This is a genomic window from Roseovarius sp. (genome assembly GCF_965277045.1).
Lineage (GTDB): Bacteria > Pseudomonadota > Alphaproteobacteria > Rhodobacterales > Rhodobacteraceae > Roseovarius.
In genome coordinates this window covers 320,272-335,693 of record NZ_OZ255712.1, presented here as the reverse complement: position 1 = coordinate 335,693, position 15,422 = coordinate 320,272, and the positions used below count along the sequence as shown (strand labels likewise).

General features: G+C 64.1%; 15 protein-coding genes. 7 read left to right on the top strand and 8 right to left on the bottom strand.

Features of this window, described 5'->3' with window-relative positions:
- Positions 1-2: 2 nt before the first annotated feature.
- Entirely contained in the window at positions 3-680 is a 678-nt protein-coding gene (locus tag ACQY4V_RS01680; RefSeq protein ID WP_428515214.1) for an SPOR domain-containing protein, read from the bottom strand.
- 247 nt (positions 681-927) lie between these two features.
- On the opposite strand from ACQY4V_RS01680, the gene ACQY4V_RS01675 reads away from it, so the two are divergent.
- Positions 928-1,344 (top strand): hypothetical protein, encoded by a 417-nt coding sequence (locus tag ACQY4V_RS01675; RefSeq protein ID WP_428515213.1) that lies wholly within the window; start codon positions 928-930, stop codon positions 1,342-1,344.
- A 180-nt stretch (positions 1,345-1,524) separates the two neighbouring features.
- Here ACQY4V_RS01675 and upp read toward each other — a convergent pair whose 3' ends face one another.
- The 4 genes from upp to ACQY4V_RS01655 form a co-directional block, all read right to left on the bottom strand.
- Positions 1,525-2,157 carry a uracil phosphoribosyltransferase gene (gene upp / locus ACQY4V_RS01670; protein WP_420558290.1) on the bottom strand — a complete coding sequence of 211 codons (633 nt, stop codon included), beginning with the start codon at positions 2,155-2,157 and terminating at the stop codon, positions 1,525-1,527.
- Between the two features lie 75 nt (positions 2,158-2,232).
- Positions 2,233-3,420 (bottom strand): phosphopentomutase, encoded by a 1,188-nt coding sequence (locus ACQY4V_RS01665; RefSeq protein WP_428515212.1) that lies wholly within the window; start codon positions 3,418-3,420, stop codon positions 2,233-2,235.
- Positions 3,417-4,724, bottom strand: coding sequence for a thymidine phosphorylase (locus tag ACQY4V_RS01660; RefSeq protein ID WP_428515211.1), 1,308 nt, complete (start codon positions 4,722-4,724; stop codon positions 3,417-3,419). The genes ACQY4V_RS01665 and ACQY4V_RS01660 overlap by 4 nt, the downstream gene beginning before the upstream one ends.
- A gap of 3 nt (positions 4,725-4,727) precedes the next feature.
- On the bottom strand, positions 4,728-5,120 hold the full coding sequence (locus ACQY4V_RS01655; RefSeq protein WP_428517327.1) for a cytidine deaminase: 393 nt from the start codon (positions 5,118-5,120) through the stop codon (positions 4,728-4,730).
- Between the two features lie 156 nt (positions 5,121-5,276).
- On the opposite strand from ACQY4V_RS01655, the gene ACQY4V_RS01650 reads away from it, so the two are divergent.
- From ACQY4V_RS01650 to ACQY4V_RS01640, 3 genes are all read left to right on the top strand, one after another.
- Positions 5,277-7,556 (top strand): NADP-dependent malic enzyme, encoded by a 2,280-nt coding sequence (locus ACQY4V_RS01650; protein ID WP_428515210.1) that lies wholly within the window; start codon positions 5,277-5,279, stop codon positions 7,554-7,556.
- A 122-nt stretch (positions 7,557-7,678) separates the two neighbouring features.
- The gene (gene prpE / locus ACQY4V_RS01645) at positions 7,679-9,568 is read left to right on the top strand and encodes a propionate-CoA ligase PrpE (protein WP_428515209.1); all 1,890 of its coding nucleotides are present in this window, start codon (positions 7,679-7,681) and stop codon (positions 9,566-9,568) included.
- Positions 9,569-9,582: 14 nt separating this feature from the next.
- Positions 9,583-10,128 (top strand): CIA30 family protein, encoded by a 546-nt coding sequence (locus ACQY4V_RS01640; RefSeq protein WP_428515208.1) that lies wholly within the window; start codon positions 9,583-9,585, stop codon positions 10,126-10,128.
- A 42-nt stretch (positions 10,129-10,170) separates the two neighbouring features.
- Here ACQY4V_RS01640 and ACQY4V_RS01635 read toward each other — a convergent pair whose 3' ends face one another.
- Positions 10,171-10,938, bottom strand: a complete 768-nt coding sequence (locus tag ACQY4V_RS01635) for an NAD kinase (protein ID WP_428515207.1) — start codon at positions 10,936-10,938, stop codon at positions 10,171-10,173.
- 161 nt (positions 10,939-11,099) lie between these two features.
- Here ACQY4V_RS01635 and glyA point away from each other — a divergent pair, with 161 nt between their 5' ends.
- Positions 11,100-12,407 carry a serine hydroxymethyltransferase gene (glyA, locus tag ACQY4V_RS01630; RefSeq protein WP_428515206.1) on the top strand — a complete coding sequence of 436 codons (1,308 nt, stop codon included), beginning with the start codon at positions 11,100-11,102 and terminating at the stop codon, positions 12,405-12,407.
- Positions 12,408-12,459: 52 nt separating this feature from the next.
- Here the strand turns inward: glyA and ACQY4V_RS01625 are convergent, their stop codons facing one another.
- Positions 12,460-12,834, bottom strand: a complete 375-nt coding sequence (locus tag ACQY4V_RS01625) for a hypothetical protein (RefSeq protein ID WP_428515205.1) — start codon at positions 12,832-12,834, stop codon at positions 12,460-12,462.
- Between the two features lie 72 nt (positions 12,835-12,906).
- Here ACQY4V_RS01625 and ACQY4V_RS01620 point away from each other — a divergent pair, with 72 nt between their 5' ends.
- Positions 12,907-13,680 (top strand): alpha/beta fold hydrolase, encoded by a 774-nt coding sequence (locus tag ACQY4V_RS01620; RefSeq protein ID WP_428515204.1) that lies wholly within the window; start codon positions 12,907-12,909, stop codon positions 13,678-13,680.
- 44 nt (positions 13,681-13,724) lie between these two features.
- Here the strand turns inward: ACQY4V_RS01620 and ACQY4V_RS01615 are convergent, their stop codons facing one another.
- On the bottom strand, positions 13,725-13,910 hold the full coding sequence (locus ACQY4V_RS01615; protein WP_152491479.1) for a CTP synthetase: 186 nt from the start codon (positions 13,908-13,910) through the stop codon (positions 13,725-13,727).
- Positions 13,911-14,899: 989 nt separating this feature from the next.
- On the opposite strand from ACQY4V_RS01615, the gene ACQY4V_RS01610 reads away from it, so the two are divergent.
- Positions 14,900-15,187, top strand: coding sequence for a hypothetical protein (locus ACQY4V_RS01610; RefSeq protein ID WP_152491478.1), 288 nt, complete (start codon positions 14,900-14,902; stop codon positions 15,185-15,187).
- Positions 15,188-15,422: the final 235 nt, after the last annotated feature.

Here is a 15,422-nt window from a genome sequence, read left to right as displayed (position 1 = left end):
CTTTACTTGCGGTAATAGGCGTTCGGGTATCCCGCGCGGCGCACCGCCTGCATCCCCGATTGAAGCTGTGACTGCGTGCCGAATGGACCAACCACGACCGACGTATAAGCCTGGCCGTTGTGGGTGGTGTTGCCCATCCGTGCGGTCAACCCTGCATTGGCAAGGCGCTGTGCCGCATTTCTGGCGAGGCCCGGCTTGCTGAAAATGCCGACCTGCACGTAACGGTGGCTTGCCGCCTTGGCCACGGGCTTCGGTGCTGCCGACCGGGTCGAAATCGTCGGCTTGACCGCCTCGGCGCGCGGCGCTTCACCGGTCACGTTGCGTGTGCGCTTGATCGTCCTTACACGACCGTCACCGCTGCGCACGACGGTGATCGGATCCGGCACCATCTCGCCGCGGGTGGCGACGATGACACCGGCGGCCCGCTGCTGTTCGAAGCTGGTGTAGGGATACTGAAGCCCGGGGTATTTGTGCGTCACCTCGCGCCCCGTCCAGCGGTCGATCAGACGACGCGGCACGGTCTTGGTCCAGGCCACCTCCATCTGCGCTTTGCCGGCAAAGGTCTGGTGCGCCCGTTGCGGGTTCAGCCGGTCATCCTCCCAGACGGGCTGATATCCTTCGGGCACGAATACGCCACGGGTGCTGCTGATCTGGCGCTCGTAGACGTGTTTCGGGGCCACGCGAACGGCCTGCGCGTGAACGACGGGGGAGCGAACGACGGGGGCCGCCTGAGGGCTATGGCTCGTCGCGGTATGGATCACCGTCGCGGGCGCCGTGCTTGTCACACGGATTGCAGTACCGCTGCCGGAGCCACCGGAAATGATGTTCGCGTGGGGCGAGGTTTGCGGCCCGCAGCGTACGGCAAGATTGCCCTTTTTCTGCAAGTAGCGTTGCGACACCGCGCTGGCGCCCTGACATGCAGGCTGATTGCGCACCGCCCGCTCGGTCTTCGTGACCCGCTTCGGTGCGGGCTTCGAAGCCGCAGCCACCTGGGGCGTCACCTTGACCACCTTGGGCGAAACCGCGGATGCGGTCGAACTGGGGGCCGGTTGGGTAGACGGCGCTTTGCGCCTGACCGTTTTCGTGGTGGTCGTGCGTTTCGGCGTCGGTGCCGGTTTCACCGCGGCGGTCGCCTGCTGCGGCACCGTGATGACTTCGGGTTGTTGCGCGGCTTGTGGCCTCGCGGCCGGAGCGGCCGACGCCGTGGCTGTTGTCGTCGAGGGTTTGAACCCGCAGATCACCTTCCGCCCGCGTGTGACGCGCGGCACCCACGTGGTCTGCCCGTCGATTCCCGCGCGGATGAAAACGCATCCGCGGCTGTCCACATATTGCCGCCCGGTATAGCTTGCTGGCGGAAACTCGGCCGGAACTCTCGCACCGGAATCACTCTGTGCCACGGCTCCGCCGTGCGCGACAGTGGTGGCGATTGCAGCTATCGCCAGAACACGCGTCAGTCTCATTTTGCCCCCAAGACAGCTGGAGAAAGATTGCCTGATTATTGTTCGTGAGTAAACAGTCTTTAGCCTATTTGGTGCCGAACATGCGGTCGCCCGCATCACCTAGCCCCGGCAGGATATACCCGATGTCATTCAGCCGCTCGTCAAGGGCCGCCGTCATGATCGGGACATCGGGATGCGCCTGCTTCATCCGGGCCACGCCTTCGGGTGCGGCCAGCAGGCAGAGAAACCGGATATCCGTGGCGCCCGCCTCCTTCACCATGTCGACCGCCGCGGCAGAGGAATTGCCGGTGGCCAGCATGGGATCCACCAGGATCGTCAGCCGCTTGCCCAGTTGTTCCGGCACCTTGAAATAGTACTTCACGGGCTTCAGCGTGTCTTCGTCCCGGTAAAGCCCGACAAATCCGACCCGCGCCGAGGGGATCAGCTCCAGCATCCCGTCCAGCAGGCCATTGCCCGCCCGCAGGATGGAGATCAGCGCCAGCTTGCGCCCTGCGAGGACCGGCGCGTCCATTTCCTGCAGCGGTGTCTCGATGGTCTGGGTGGTCATCTTCAACTCACGCGTGACCTCATATGCCAGCAATTGGCTGATCTCCCGCAGAAGCTGGCGAAACACGGCCGTGGGCGTGTGCTTGTCACGCATCAACGTCAGTTTGTGCTGCACCAGCGGATGGGTGACGATGGTCAGATGATCTTGCATTTCGGCTCCGTTTGGCAGGGCTGGTCAGGGCTGAGACGTTATTTCCAGAAAAACCGGCAAAGGGCAACGCAGAGCTCAGGGCAGGAAAGACCGACCGGGCCCGTGCTGCGTCAGCCCCAGATGCGCCGCGACGCTGGCCGCCACATCGACGAAATCGACCAGGCCCGCCTTGTGCGCACCGACGCCCGCAGCCAAAATCGGCACGCGTTCGCGCGTGTGATCGGTGCCGGGCCATGTCGGATCGTTGCCATGATCGGCGGTGATCAGCATCAGGTCCTCGGGCCGCAGCGCGGCAAGACACGCGCCGATGCCCGCGTCGAACCGCTCCAGCGCCTGCGCATATCCCTCGACATCGCGCCGATGGCCGTATTTGCTGTCGAACTCCACGAAATTGGCGAATGTCAGGCTGCCGTCTTCCGCCTCGCGCACGGCCGTTTGCAAAGCGCTCATCAATGCCGCGTCACTGCCGGTGACGACATCGTCGATCCCCTGCATGGAAAAGATATCGCCGATCTTGCCGATTGCATGCACGCTGCGCCCATCTTGCCTGGCCCAATCGCATAGCGTGGGCCGGGGCGGCGGCATTGCGAAATCCTTGCGGTTGGTGGTGCGCTCGAACCCGTCGGCTTCGGACCCCACGAACGGCCGCGCGATCACGCGGCCCACGCCCATCTCGTGCAAGAGCGGCGCAAGGGTCCGGCACAGCGCAAGCAGGCGTTTCAGCCCGAACCGCTCTTCGTGTGCGGCGATCTGGAAAACACTGTCGATGGAGGTATAGCAGATGGGCCAGCCCGTGCGCATGTGCTCGGCCCCCAGCGCCTGAAGGATCTCGGTGCCCGAGGCATGACAATTCCCGAGTATCCCCTCGACCCCGCAGGCAGCCTTTACTGCGTCTGTCACCGTTTCGGAAAAGGCCGGCACGGTCTTGGGAAAGACGTGCCATTCAAACGGCACGGGCAGCCCGGCCAACTCCCAATGCCCGGTCGGCGTGTCCTTGCCGGGCGATGATTCATCTGCCGCCCCCCACAACCCCTCGGGTGCCGCACCCAGGCCCCGCGCATCTTCACCAGAGGCCAGCGTCACCGCCGCGCCCAGACCCAATCGGTCCAGGTTCGGCAGATGCAGCCCACCCGGCGTAGCCTGCGCGATATGCGCCACTGTATTAGACCCGGTATCGGACACCGCCCCGTTGAAGAACCTGTCCGCATCCGGGGCACCGCCGACGCCGACGGAATCCATCACCACCAGGAACGCGCGGCTCATGGCCCGACGCGCTCGATCACAAGCGGTTTCTCCGCCGGTGCAGCGATATCGATATCAATGGCGTCGCGCACGATGGCCTCGGCTGCGTCGGCATGGCTCGCGCGGCTGGCATGAATGCGCAACAAGGGTTGCCCCGGCGCGACCTCGGCCCCCAGCGGCAGAATATCCGAAAGGCCCACCGCAGGGTCGATTCGGTCCGTCTCCACCTGCCGACCGCCGCCCAGCGCGATGACCGCGCGTCCCAGCGCGGTGCCATCAATGCTCGCGACGAAGCCGGCGGCCTGCGCCGGGACTTCCCGGATGATCGTGGCCTCCGGCAAGAACCGCGCCCAGCTGTCGACGAATTTCGTCGGTCCGCCCGAGGCCCGCAGCATCCGGCCGAACATCTCTGCCGCCTGCCCGTTTCTCAGCACCTTCAGGATCTGCCGCGCACCGTCCGCCGCGGTGTCATACAGCCCGCCCTGGTACAGCGCTTCGCCCCCCAGATAGCAGGTCAGTTTCTCCAGGCGCCCTTCGGTCGGGCCGGTCAGAACGCGCATGGCTTCGGCCACTTCCAGCGCATTGCCCGCCGAGGCCGCCAAGGGTTGATCCATGTCGGTGACAAGCGCGCTGCACCGGCAGCCCGCCGCGTTCGCCGTTTCCACCAGCGACGTGGCCAGGGCGCGGGCCGCTTCCAGATCCTTCATGAAGGCGCCCGAGCCCTGCTTGACGTCCAGCACCAGCCCGGTCAGCCCCGCCGCCAGTTTCTTGGACAGGATCGAGGCGGTGATCAGATCGATGCTTTCGACGGTGGCCGAGACATCCCGCACCGCGTAAAGCCGTCGGTCCGCGGGCGCGATATCCGCACTAGCCGCGGCGATCACGACACCGACCTCCTGAACGATTTTCTGCAACCGCGCCGTCTCCAGCTCGGTGCTGACACCCGGGATGGCTTCAAGCTTGTCCAGCGTACCTCCCGTATGCCCCAGCCCGCGGCCGGAAATCATCGGCACCGCGGCCCCGCAGGCCGCCAGCGCCGGCGCAAGGACAAGGCTGATGCAATCGCCGATCCCGCCGGTCGAGTGCTTGTCCAGAACGGGCCGGTCGGTGGACCAGCGCAGGATCCGTCCGCTGTCGCGCATCGACAGCGTCAGGGCGCGGCGGCTTTCGGGCGCAAGTGACTTCAGCAAGACCGCCATGGCAAAGGCCCCGGCCTGCGCATCGCTCACGCCGCCATCGGCCAGCCCCTTCACGAAGCCCCCGAGTGCCGCGTCGGACACCGCGTTCCCATCGCGTATCGCCGCTATGACACTGCGCGTCTCCAACGGTCAGCCATTGACCATGTGATGCGTTGCAAAGGCCCCGGGCAACAGCTCCTTCAGGGCCCGCGTGACCGTCGCACCGCCCAAGGTGGCCATCGTGACCGGCATGTCGCCGTCGCCGAATTCCGCCAGTTTCTGCCGACATCCGCCACAGGGCGTCACCGGCTCGGGGCTGTCGGCGATCACCACGATCTCGGCAATGCGGGTCTCGCCCGCCGCGATCATCGCGGCGATGGCCCCGGCCTCGGCGCAGGTGCCTTCGGGATAGGCCACGTTCTCCACGTTGCAGCCGGTAAAGACGCGCCCGGACGGTGTTTTCAGCGCCGCACCGACCTTGAAGCCCGAATAGGGCGCATAGGCATTGTCCCGAACGCGCTGCGCCTCTTCCAGCAAACTCATCCCGCCTCCCGGCTTCCTACCCATGTCGTCGCCGTTTAAAGATTGCGTCGCCACGCATCGATATGCAAGCTAACTGTGACCCGGCACGATCAGGGGTGGCACATCCACCAAATCCAATATAGTTTAGCCTTAAACTAATTTCCGCAGAGGGACCTCATGGCTGACAATGCGAACGAAACCCTGCGCCAGGCGGCACTGACCTATCACGAGTTTCCCAAGCCCGGCAAACTCGAGATCCGGGCGACGAAACCCTTGGCCAACGGTCGTGACCTCGCCCGCGCCTACTCGCCCGGCGTCGCCGAAGCCTGCCTGGAGATCAAGGCCAACCCAGCGGACGCCAGCCGCTACACCAGCCGCGCCAACCAGGTCGCCGTGGTGACCAACGGCACCGCCGTGCTGGGCCTTGGCAATATCGGCGCGCTGGCCGCCAAGCCGGTGATGGAGGGCAAGGCGGTCCTGTTCAAGAAATTCGCCAACATCGACTGTTTCGACATCGAGCTGAACGAGCAGGATCCCGAGAAACTGGCCGATATCGTCTGCGCGCTGGAACCCACCTTCGGCGCGATCAACCTCGAGGATATCAAGGCGCCCGACTGTTTCATCGTCGAGAAGATCTGCCGCGAACGCATGAACATCCCCGTGTTTCACGACGACCAGCACGGCACAGCCATCGTCGTCGGCGCCGCGGCCACCAATGCGCTGCACGTGGCGGGAAAGTCCTTCGAGGATATCAAGATCGTCTCGACTGGCGGCGGGGCCGCAGGTATCGCCTGCCTCAACCTGCTGCTGAAGCTGGGTGTAAAACGCGAAAATGTCTGGCTCTGCGATATCCACGGCCTAGTCTACGAGGGTCGCGCCGAGGATATGAACCCGCAAAAGGCCGCCTTTGCGCAAAAGACCGACCTGCGCACGCTTGACGACGTGGTCGATGGCGCGGACCTCTTCCTTGGCCTTTCCGGCGCGGGTGTGCTCAAGCCCGAACACGTCTCGCGCATGTCCGAGCGCCCGATCATCCTGGCATTGGCCAACCCGATGCCGGAAATCATGCCCGACGAGGTGCGCAAGGTCGCCCCCAAGGCGATCATCGCCACCGGGCGCAGCGATTTTCCCAACCAAGTCAACAACGTGCTCTGTTTCCCGTTCATCTTTCGCGGGGCGCTCGACGTAGGCGCGACCGATATCAACGACGCCATGCAGATCGCCTGTGTCGAGGCCATCGCCGACCTGGCCCGCGCCACCACCTCGGCCGAGGCCGCTGCCGCCTACCAGGGCGAGCCGATGAATTTCGGCCCCGATTACCTGATCCCCAAACCCTTCGATCCGCGCCTTTCCAGCGTCGTGCCCACAGCCGTGGCCAAGGCCGCGATGGACTCGGGCGTGGCCGCACGCCCCATCGAGGATCTCCACGCCTACGCGGCCAACCTTCAGGCCTCGGTCTTCAAATCCGCGCTTCTGATGCGCCCGGTTTTCGAGGCCGCGGCCACCGCCGCCCGCCGGATCGTCTTTGCCGAGGGCGAGGACGAGCGCGTGCTGCGCGCGGCACAGGCGATCCTGGAGGAAACCACCGAGCTGCCGATCCTGATCGGCCGCCCCGACGTGATCGCGGCCCGCTGTGAACGCATCGGGCTGGAAATCCGCCCCGACAAGGATTTCAGCATCGTGAACCCCGAACGCGACCACCGCTACCGCGACTATTGGGCCACTTACCATGACATCATGAAGCGCCGCGGCGTCACGCCCGACCTTGCCAAGGCGATCATGCGCACCAACACCACCGCCATCGGCGCGATCATGGTCTACCGCGAAGAGGCGGACTCGATGATTTGCGGCACGTTCGGCGAATATCGCTGGCACCTGAACTACGTCAATCAGGTGCTGGGCGACGCCGAACATCACCCGCACGGCGCGCTGTCGATGATGATCCTCGAGGATGGCCCGCTGTTCATCGCCGACACCCATGTGCGCATCCGGCCCACGCCCGAGGAACTGGCCGAAACCGCCATCGGTGCCGCGCGGCACGTCAAGCGGTTCGGCCTCGTGCCCAGCGTCGCCTTCTGCTCGCAATCGCAGTTCGGCAACCAGGGCAGCGATTCCGGCAACCGCCTGCGCGAGGCGCTCGGCATCCTCGACCGCGAGCCGCGCAACTTCTGCTACGAAGGCGAGATGAACCTCGACGCCGCGCTCGACCCCGACCTGCGCCAGCGCCTTCTGCCGGACAATCGTATGGAGGGTGCCGCCAACGTGCTGCTCTTCTCCAACGGTGACACCGCCTCGGGCGTGCGCAACATCCTCAAGATGAAGGCCGGCGGGCTGGAAGTCGGACCGATCCTGATGGGGATGGGAAACCGGGCGCATATCGTGACGCCTTCGATCACGGCGCGCGGATTGCTTAACATGGCCGCCATCGCCGGCACGCCGGTGGCCCATTACGGCTGACGCAGCCGGGATATTCCCTTCCCCCGGCGGCTTGCGGTATTGTGCCACGGGCCGCCCGGACGCTCTTGTTTCGGTGCATTGCCCTGGCGTAAACGAAACGCGAGGACCGTGGAGGGGATACAATGGCATACAAAGACGTCTACGAAAGCTGGAAGAAAGATCCCGAAGGCTTCTGGATGCAGGCCGCCGAGGCCATCGACTGGGACGAAAAGCCCACGAAGGCGCTTTTTGACGCCGAGGCCCCCCACTATGAATGGTACAGCGACGGCAAGGTGAACGGCTGTTTCAACGCCGTCGACCGCCATGTCGCGGCCGGTCGCGGCGACCAGGTGGCGATCATCCATGACAGCCCGATCACCGACAGTATCACAAAGATCACTTATGCCGAGTTGAAAGATCGCGTCGCCAGCCTGGCCGGCGCTCTGCGGGCCAAGGGCGTCGAAAAAGGCGACCGCGTCATCATCTACATGCCCATGGTCCCCGAGGCGCTCGAGGCGATGCTGGCCTGCGCCCGGATCGGGGCGATCCACTCGGTGGTCTTCGGCGGTTTCGCTTCCCATGAACTGGCCGTGCGGATCGACGACGCCAAGCCCAAGTGCATCATCGCCGCCTCCTGCGGGCTGGAGCCGGGCCGCGTCGTCCACTACAAGCCCCTGCTCGACGGCGCCGTGGAGCAGGCCACCCACAAACCCGATTTCTGCGTGATCTTCCAGCGCGAACAGGAGACAGCCACCCTGACCGAAGGCCGCGACGTCGACTGGTATGATTTCCAGAAAGGCACCGAACCCGCAGACTGCGTGCCGGTCGAGGGCAATCACCCCGCCTATATCCTCTATACCTCCGGCACCACCGGCGCGCCCAAGGGCGTCGTGCGGGCCACCGGCGGCCACCTCGTGGCGCTGAACTGGAGCATGAAGAACATCTACAACGTCGATCCCGGCGACGTCTTCTGGGCCGCGTCCGACGTAGGCTGGGTCGTGGGTCACAGCTATATCTGCTACGCGCCGCTGGTTCACGGCAACACCACCATCGTGTTCGAGGGCAAGCCCGTCGGCACGCCTGACGCCGGCACCTTCTGGCGCGTGATCGAACAGCACAAGGTCAAGTCCTTCTTCACCGCGCCGACCGCCTTCCGCGCGGTCAAGCGCGAGGACCCGCGTGGCGAGTACCTCAAGAAATACGACCTGTCGGGCCTCAATGCGATCTATCTGGCGGGCGAACGCGCCGACCCCGATACCATTGAATGGACGCAAAAAATGACCGGCAAGCCGGTCTATGACCACTGGTGGCAAACCGAAACCGGCTGGACCATCGCCGGTATGCCCGCAGGGATCGAGGCGCTGCCGGTCAAGATCGGTTCGCCCACCGTGGCGATGCCCGGCTACGACATCCAGATCCTCGACGATGCGGGCCACCCCGTCGCCCCCGGCACGCTGGGCGCCATCGCGATCAAGCTGCCCCTGCCGCCGGGCACCCTGCCCACGCTCTGGAATGCCGAGGACCGCTTTCGCAAAAGCTATCTCGACCATTTCCCCGGCTACTATGAAACCGGCGATGCCGGGATGGTCGACGAGGACGGCTATGTCTGGATCATGGCGCGCACCGATGACGTGATCAACGTCGCGGGCCACCGCCTGTCCACCGGCGGGATGGAAGAAGTGCTGGCCAGCCACCCCGACGTGGCCGAATGCGCGGTGATCGGTGTCAGTGACGACCTCAAGGGGCAACTGCCCGTCGGCTTTGTCTGCCTGACCAAGGGCGTCGACCGCCCACACGAGGACATCACCGCAGAATGCGTCAAGCTGGTGCGCGACCAGATCGGCCCGGTCGCGGCCTTCAAACTGGCCGTGGTTGTGGACCGCCTGCCCAAGACACGCTCGGGCAAGATCCTGCGCGCCACCATGGTCAAGATCGCCGACAGCCAGGACTTCAAAATGCCGGCCACCATCGACGATCCCGCCATCCTGGACGAAATCCGCGATGCGCTGCAAACCCTTGGCCTCGCCAAGTGACCGGACGGGTCGCCATGTTTGGACGCGCCCTGATCGCCGCGGCCTGCCTTCTCTGGCCCATGGCCAGCCAAACCCAGGAGGTGTCCATGCGCCTGCCCCTGTCCGAGCCCGGCCGTTGGACCTATGTCGGCGACACGGTCATGGGCGGCGTCAGCCAGGGCGCGGCCCGTGTCGAATCCCAAGCGGGACAGCCTGTGCTGCGCCTGACGGGCGAGGTCAGCACCGCCAATAACGGCGGCTTCATTCAGACCCGCACCAAGCTCGACGCAGCGCCGCCCACCGATGCCGACGGTGTGGTGATAGAGGCCCGCGGCAACGATCAACGCTATTTCGTGCACCTGCGCACCACCGGCACCTCCCTGCCCTGGCAATACTATCAGGCCGCTTTCGACGTCACGTCCGACTGGCGCGAATTTCGCTTGACGTTGGAGGCGTTCAAGCCCTCGGGCACCCTTTTGCGCGACGTGCCCATAGCGGACAGCATCCGCAGCGTCGGGATCGTCGCCTTCGGGCGCGACCATCGGGCCGATATCAGCGTCCGACTCGTGGGCTTCTACTAAAGCGTTTCGCTTATGGCTCAGTTTCAAAGCGAAACGCTTTGATCAACTGAACTGCTCCCGTAGCAGCCGTTCCTCCAGCCCGTGACCGGGATCGAAGAGGATCCGGTGCTTTATCGTGGGATCGGACCGCACCTCGACCGACAAGACATCCGGGATCGAACTGCTGTCGGCGTCTGCCATTACCGGCCGCTTGCCGGGGTCCAGCACATCAAACCGCACCTGCGCGTTCATCGGCAACAGCGCCCCGCGCCACCGCCTTGGCCGGAACGCCGCCACCGCCGTCAGCGCCAGCACGTCCGAGCCAATGGGCAGGATCGGCCCGTGCGCGCTGTAATTATAGGCGGTCGATCCCGCAGGCGTGGCCAGTAGGCACCCGTCGCAGATCAGCTCTTCCAGCCGCAGCCGCCCATCCACCGTGATCCGCAACTTCGCCGCCTGCGGCCCCGCCCGCAGCAAAGACACCTCGTTGATCGCCAGCGCCTCGTGCGTCTGCCCGTCCTTGTCGGTGGCCGACATAAACAGCGGATTGATGACCTCCTCCTCGGCCTCGTTCAGCCTCTCCAGCAGGTCCGATTCGCTGTATTCGTTCATCAGGAAGCCGACCGTGCCGCGATTCATCCCGTAGACCGGCTTGCCCAGCTTCTGGACATCGTGCAGCGTCTCCAGCATGAACCCGTCGCCACCAAGCGCCACGATCACATCGGCGTCCTCGGGCTCGACATGCTCGAACCGCTTTGCCAATCTTTCCCGCGCGGACTGCGCGACCGACACGCGGCTGGCGACAAAGGCGATTTTCTGCGGATTGCCCATTTTGGCTACCTTGATTTGTTCTGGAAGTTGATCGAAGCATAATTCGCGCCTTCGTACCAGCGATGCCGGTCCGCGGGTGCCATGTGTCGCATTACCGCCTTCCAAAAAGACGGTGTTTCCGATACGAAATCGCTTGGCTCGCAATGTGGAGGACACCAACAATGGCGCATGACGGAAATCAAGATTTTGTTTCAGAAGGCTTTTTCACGGAATCGCTGGCGTCTCGCGACCCCGATATCGCTGAAGCCATCAAGAAAGAGCTTGGTCGCCAACGCGACGAGATCGAACTGATTGCATCGGAAAACATCGTCTCTGCCGCCGTGATGGAAGCGCAAGGCAGCGTGATGACCAACAAATACGCCGAAGGCTATGCCGGCCGGCGCTACTATGGCGGCTGCCAGTTCGTCGACATCGCCGAGAACCTGGCCATCGAGCGTGCCTGCACGCTCTTCGACTGCGGCTTTGTCAACGTGCAGCCCAACTCCGGCAGCCAGGCCAACCAGGGCGTGTTCACCGCCCTGCTGCAACCCGGCGACACCATCCTTGGCATGAGCCTGGACGCCGGCGGTCACCTGACCCACGGCGCCGCCCCCAACCAGTCCGGCAAGTGGTTCAACGCCGTGCAATACGGAGTGCGCAAGGAAGACAACCTGATCGACTACGACCAGGTCGAGGCGCTGGCCAAGGAACACCAGCCCAAGCTGCTGATCGCCGGCGGTTCGGCCGTGCCGCGCCGGATCGACTTTGCCCGCATGCGCGAGATTGCCGACATGGTCGGCGCCTACCTGCACGTGGACATGGCCCACTTCGCCGGCCTGGTGGCCGCGGGCCTGCATCCTTCGCCCTTCCCGCACGCGCATGTGGCCACGACGACCACGCACAAGACCCTGCGCGGTCCGCGCGGCGGCATGATCCTCACCAATGACGAGGCGTTGGCGAAAAAGTTCAACTCCGCCATCTTCCCCGGCATCCAGGGCGGCCCCTTGATGCACGTGATCGCCGCCAAGGCTGTCGCCTTCGGCGAGGCGCTGCGGCCCGAATTCAAGTCCTACATCCAGCAGGTCATCACCAACGCGCAGGCGATGAGCGACCAGCTGATCAAGGGCGGGCTCGACACCGTGACGCACGGCACAGACACCCACGTCCTGTTGGTCGACCTGCGGCCCAAGGGCGTCAAGGGCAACGCGACCGAGAAATCGCTGGGCCGTGCGCATATCACCTGCAACAAGAACGGTGTGCCTTTCGATCCCGAGAAACCCACCGTCACCAGCGGCATCCGCCTCGGCTCACCCGCCGGCACGACGCGCGGTTTTGGCGAAACCGAATTCCGCCAGATCGCCGACTGGATCGTCGAGGTCGTCGACGGGCTTGCGGCCAATGGTGAGGATGGTAACGGTGATGCCGAGGCCAAGGTCAAGGCCGAGGTCGCGGATCTCTGCGCCCGCTTCCCGCTATACCCGAACCTCTGATTAAGGTCTGACCGATACTGAAACCCGCGCAAGCCCTTGCTTGCGCGGGTTTTTATATGACGCCCTGCCAGCGCAGCGCGACCAGCACAATCGCGGCCAGGATCAACAGGTTGAACACCAGCCCGGCCAGCCAGTGGATCAGTCGTCCCCGCCGCCGGTCCACCGGGTCGATGGCTTTCAGGTGCGTCTCGATGGCCTCGAAGGCTTTGCCCACACGCGCTTCATCAACCTGTGTCGCCAGGCGCGGATGCGACAGTTTTCGCTCCGCGTCCACCAGATACCGCCCCTCCGCTCGAAGCCGCTTGGGCAACAGTCGCCCGGCCCGACGCAGCCGCGCAGACAGGGTTTTGCCCCTGAGGCCCAGCTTTTCGTGAAGCTGCTTTTCCAGCGCCTCGCGCCGCGCGTCAAATTGTTTGCGATCAATCACTTAATGCACCCCTTGGCGGCGCACACTAGGTGCAATTGATTGCGGGAGCAATGGCGTGTATTGGCTTGATCCATGCTGAACGTCATTCATCAGGCCTCGGACGGCAATGCACCGCCACTTCTCATCGCTCACGGGCTGTATGGCTCGGGCCGCAATTGGGGCGTCATCGCCAAGCGCCTGTCTGACCGTGGGCCGGTCATGGCCGTGGACATGCGCAACCATGGCACAAGCCCTTGGTTTTCCACGCATTCCTACGAGGACATGGCCGCCGACCTCGCCGAGGTGATCGCGGCAGAAGCGGACGGTCCGATCGACGTGCTGGGGCACTCCATGGGGGGCAAGGCGTCGATGGTGCTGGCGCTGACCCGGCCGGACCTGGTGAACCGGCTGATCGTGGCGGACATCGCGCCGGTCGGCTATGGCCACAGCCAGGCGCAATATATCGACGCGATGCGCAGCGTGGACCTGTCGGCGATCACCAAGCGGTCGGACGCAGAGGCGCAGCTTAAAGGCATCGTCGACGATCCGGCGCTCATTCCCTTCTTCACGCAATCACTTGACGTGAAAGAGAAAAAATGGCGCCTCAACCTTGACGCGCTCGAAGCCGAGATGCCGAAGATCCTCGGCTTTCCGGACCTGGACAGCCGGTTCGACGGCAAGACGCTGTTCCTGTCCGGCGCAGACTCCGACTACGTCGCGCGGGAGTACCGCCCCCGTATCAAGGCGCTTTTCCCCGACGCGAGTTTCGTCAAGATCAAGGACGCGGGCCACTGGCTGCATGCCGAGCGGCCGCGCGAGTTCGAATCCGCCGTGCGCGGATGGCTGGAAAACACGACGTCGGTATAGCGTCGGTAAACGGGTGGGATTGCGTCGGTGCCAATTCCCCGGCGTCAGCGTGCCCGGTACAGCTGTTTCGCCACGACCCAGGACACCGGGAAGGCCACCGCGAACCCCGCCGCGGCGGAGATCAGAATGGGGGCCAATGTGTCGTGCCCCATCGCCAGCGCGGCGATGACGAACGAGCCTGCGAGGGTGGATCCGATGAATACGTGCAAGATAACCATCAACCAGATCATGGCGGGTCTCCGAGTGGTACTGTTGCGCCTGTCCTGCATAACGCGCCGCGCCGGGCCGTGCCTTGATCTGGATCACAGGCGCCTGCCGCGCGCGGGCTGTGGCCGATTTGCGAAGATATGGTGAAATCTGTCATCCATGACGCCAGATCTGGTTGACCGGCGCCAAACCACGCTATATCGCAGAGATACAGGTGTTAGACGCGGTAGCATCACTGACAGCGGGGTCCGGCGGCCAATGGCCACGGACCCCGTTCGCGCTCCGACCTACTGCCATTCGGCGCATCGGACAAAGTAAAGGCGCCAGGTGCTCAGACGCGGTCTTTGCATCGCGGGTTTCACCCCGCACCCTGACGCCTTTGCCGAACCGATCACCCCGAAGGGCATCCGGCCCAGCTTTGCCTCCGGCCTCATGGAGACCGTCGGCGATCCCGCCACCCGAGGGCAACGGCACCGTTCCACACCCGTCGCCGGGCATGACCGCCTCAAGGCCCGAAGGCCTCTTGGCTACGAACAAGGGACAGGCCCCTGCCCGTTTGCATCGACCCGGCGATACGCAGGTCACCCCGGCCCCGAAAGGCGCGGGCATCCCCGTGCATCGGCCTGAACTGGCTTGAGCGGTCGATAAGGTCGTGCGACCCCCGCTTCCGCCCGCGCCGGTCCCGAGGGGCCTTTGCGGCGCTGCGTCGGGTCAGCGACCCGATGCAGTCATTCAAATGACACACCCGAAACCGCCTCCGGGCAAGAAAAAAGCACTGCGGCATGAAAATTTCCTGGGGATAACCTGTTGATATCGCGCTGGAAATACCTGTGGATAAGTCCCGAAAGCCAAGTGTTTCGGCACCTTTGCCGCGGGATAACCGCAATCCAGAAGAGAGCGGGCCTGCCCGGCCGGATTCTGCGGTTGCAAATTAACCTTTTTCTTAAAATTGACTCAGAGAAGCGCGACTCACGTGCTATGCTGGCCTGACATATCACCAGGGTGGGGACCCATGTTCAAAACAACTTTGTGCGCCGCTGCCGCGGCATTTCTCGTGATGGCCGATACTGCCAAGGCCGATACCTATATTCTCGTCAGCTGCTATCGCGGCCCGTGGACCGAAGTGATCTGGGACAAGGCGAACCCGAACTTCGTCGACTCGCTGGTCGAGGCCGGCTACAGCCCGCAGGAAGCGACCAGCATCGCCAACTATATCTGCCGCGACCCGAGGCTGGTGGACAACCCGATCGCCCTGGCAAAGGAAGTGCGGTCGGCAATGGCCAACGCGCCACGGGGTTGAGAGATAGGCCGGGCGGCAACGCCCGGTTTTCACGCTCTTTAGTATCCTTTGACACGCCACGCGTAGGTCTTTGAGGAAATATCAATAAACTCGCTTATGCGTTTGCTTTGAAGTGTCCCTTGAGACTAGGGGATTAAATTGAGAGAAATCTATTTTGGACTGATTGCTGCGGTCGGTACGGCTTTTCTGTATTTGAGCGGCTACGGGTATGTTTACGGTTACTATAAGTTCTATG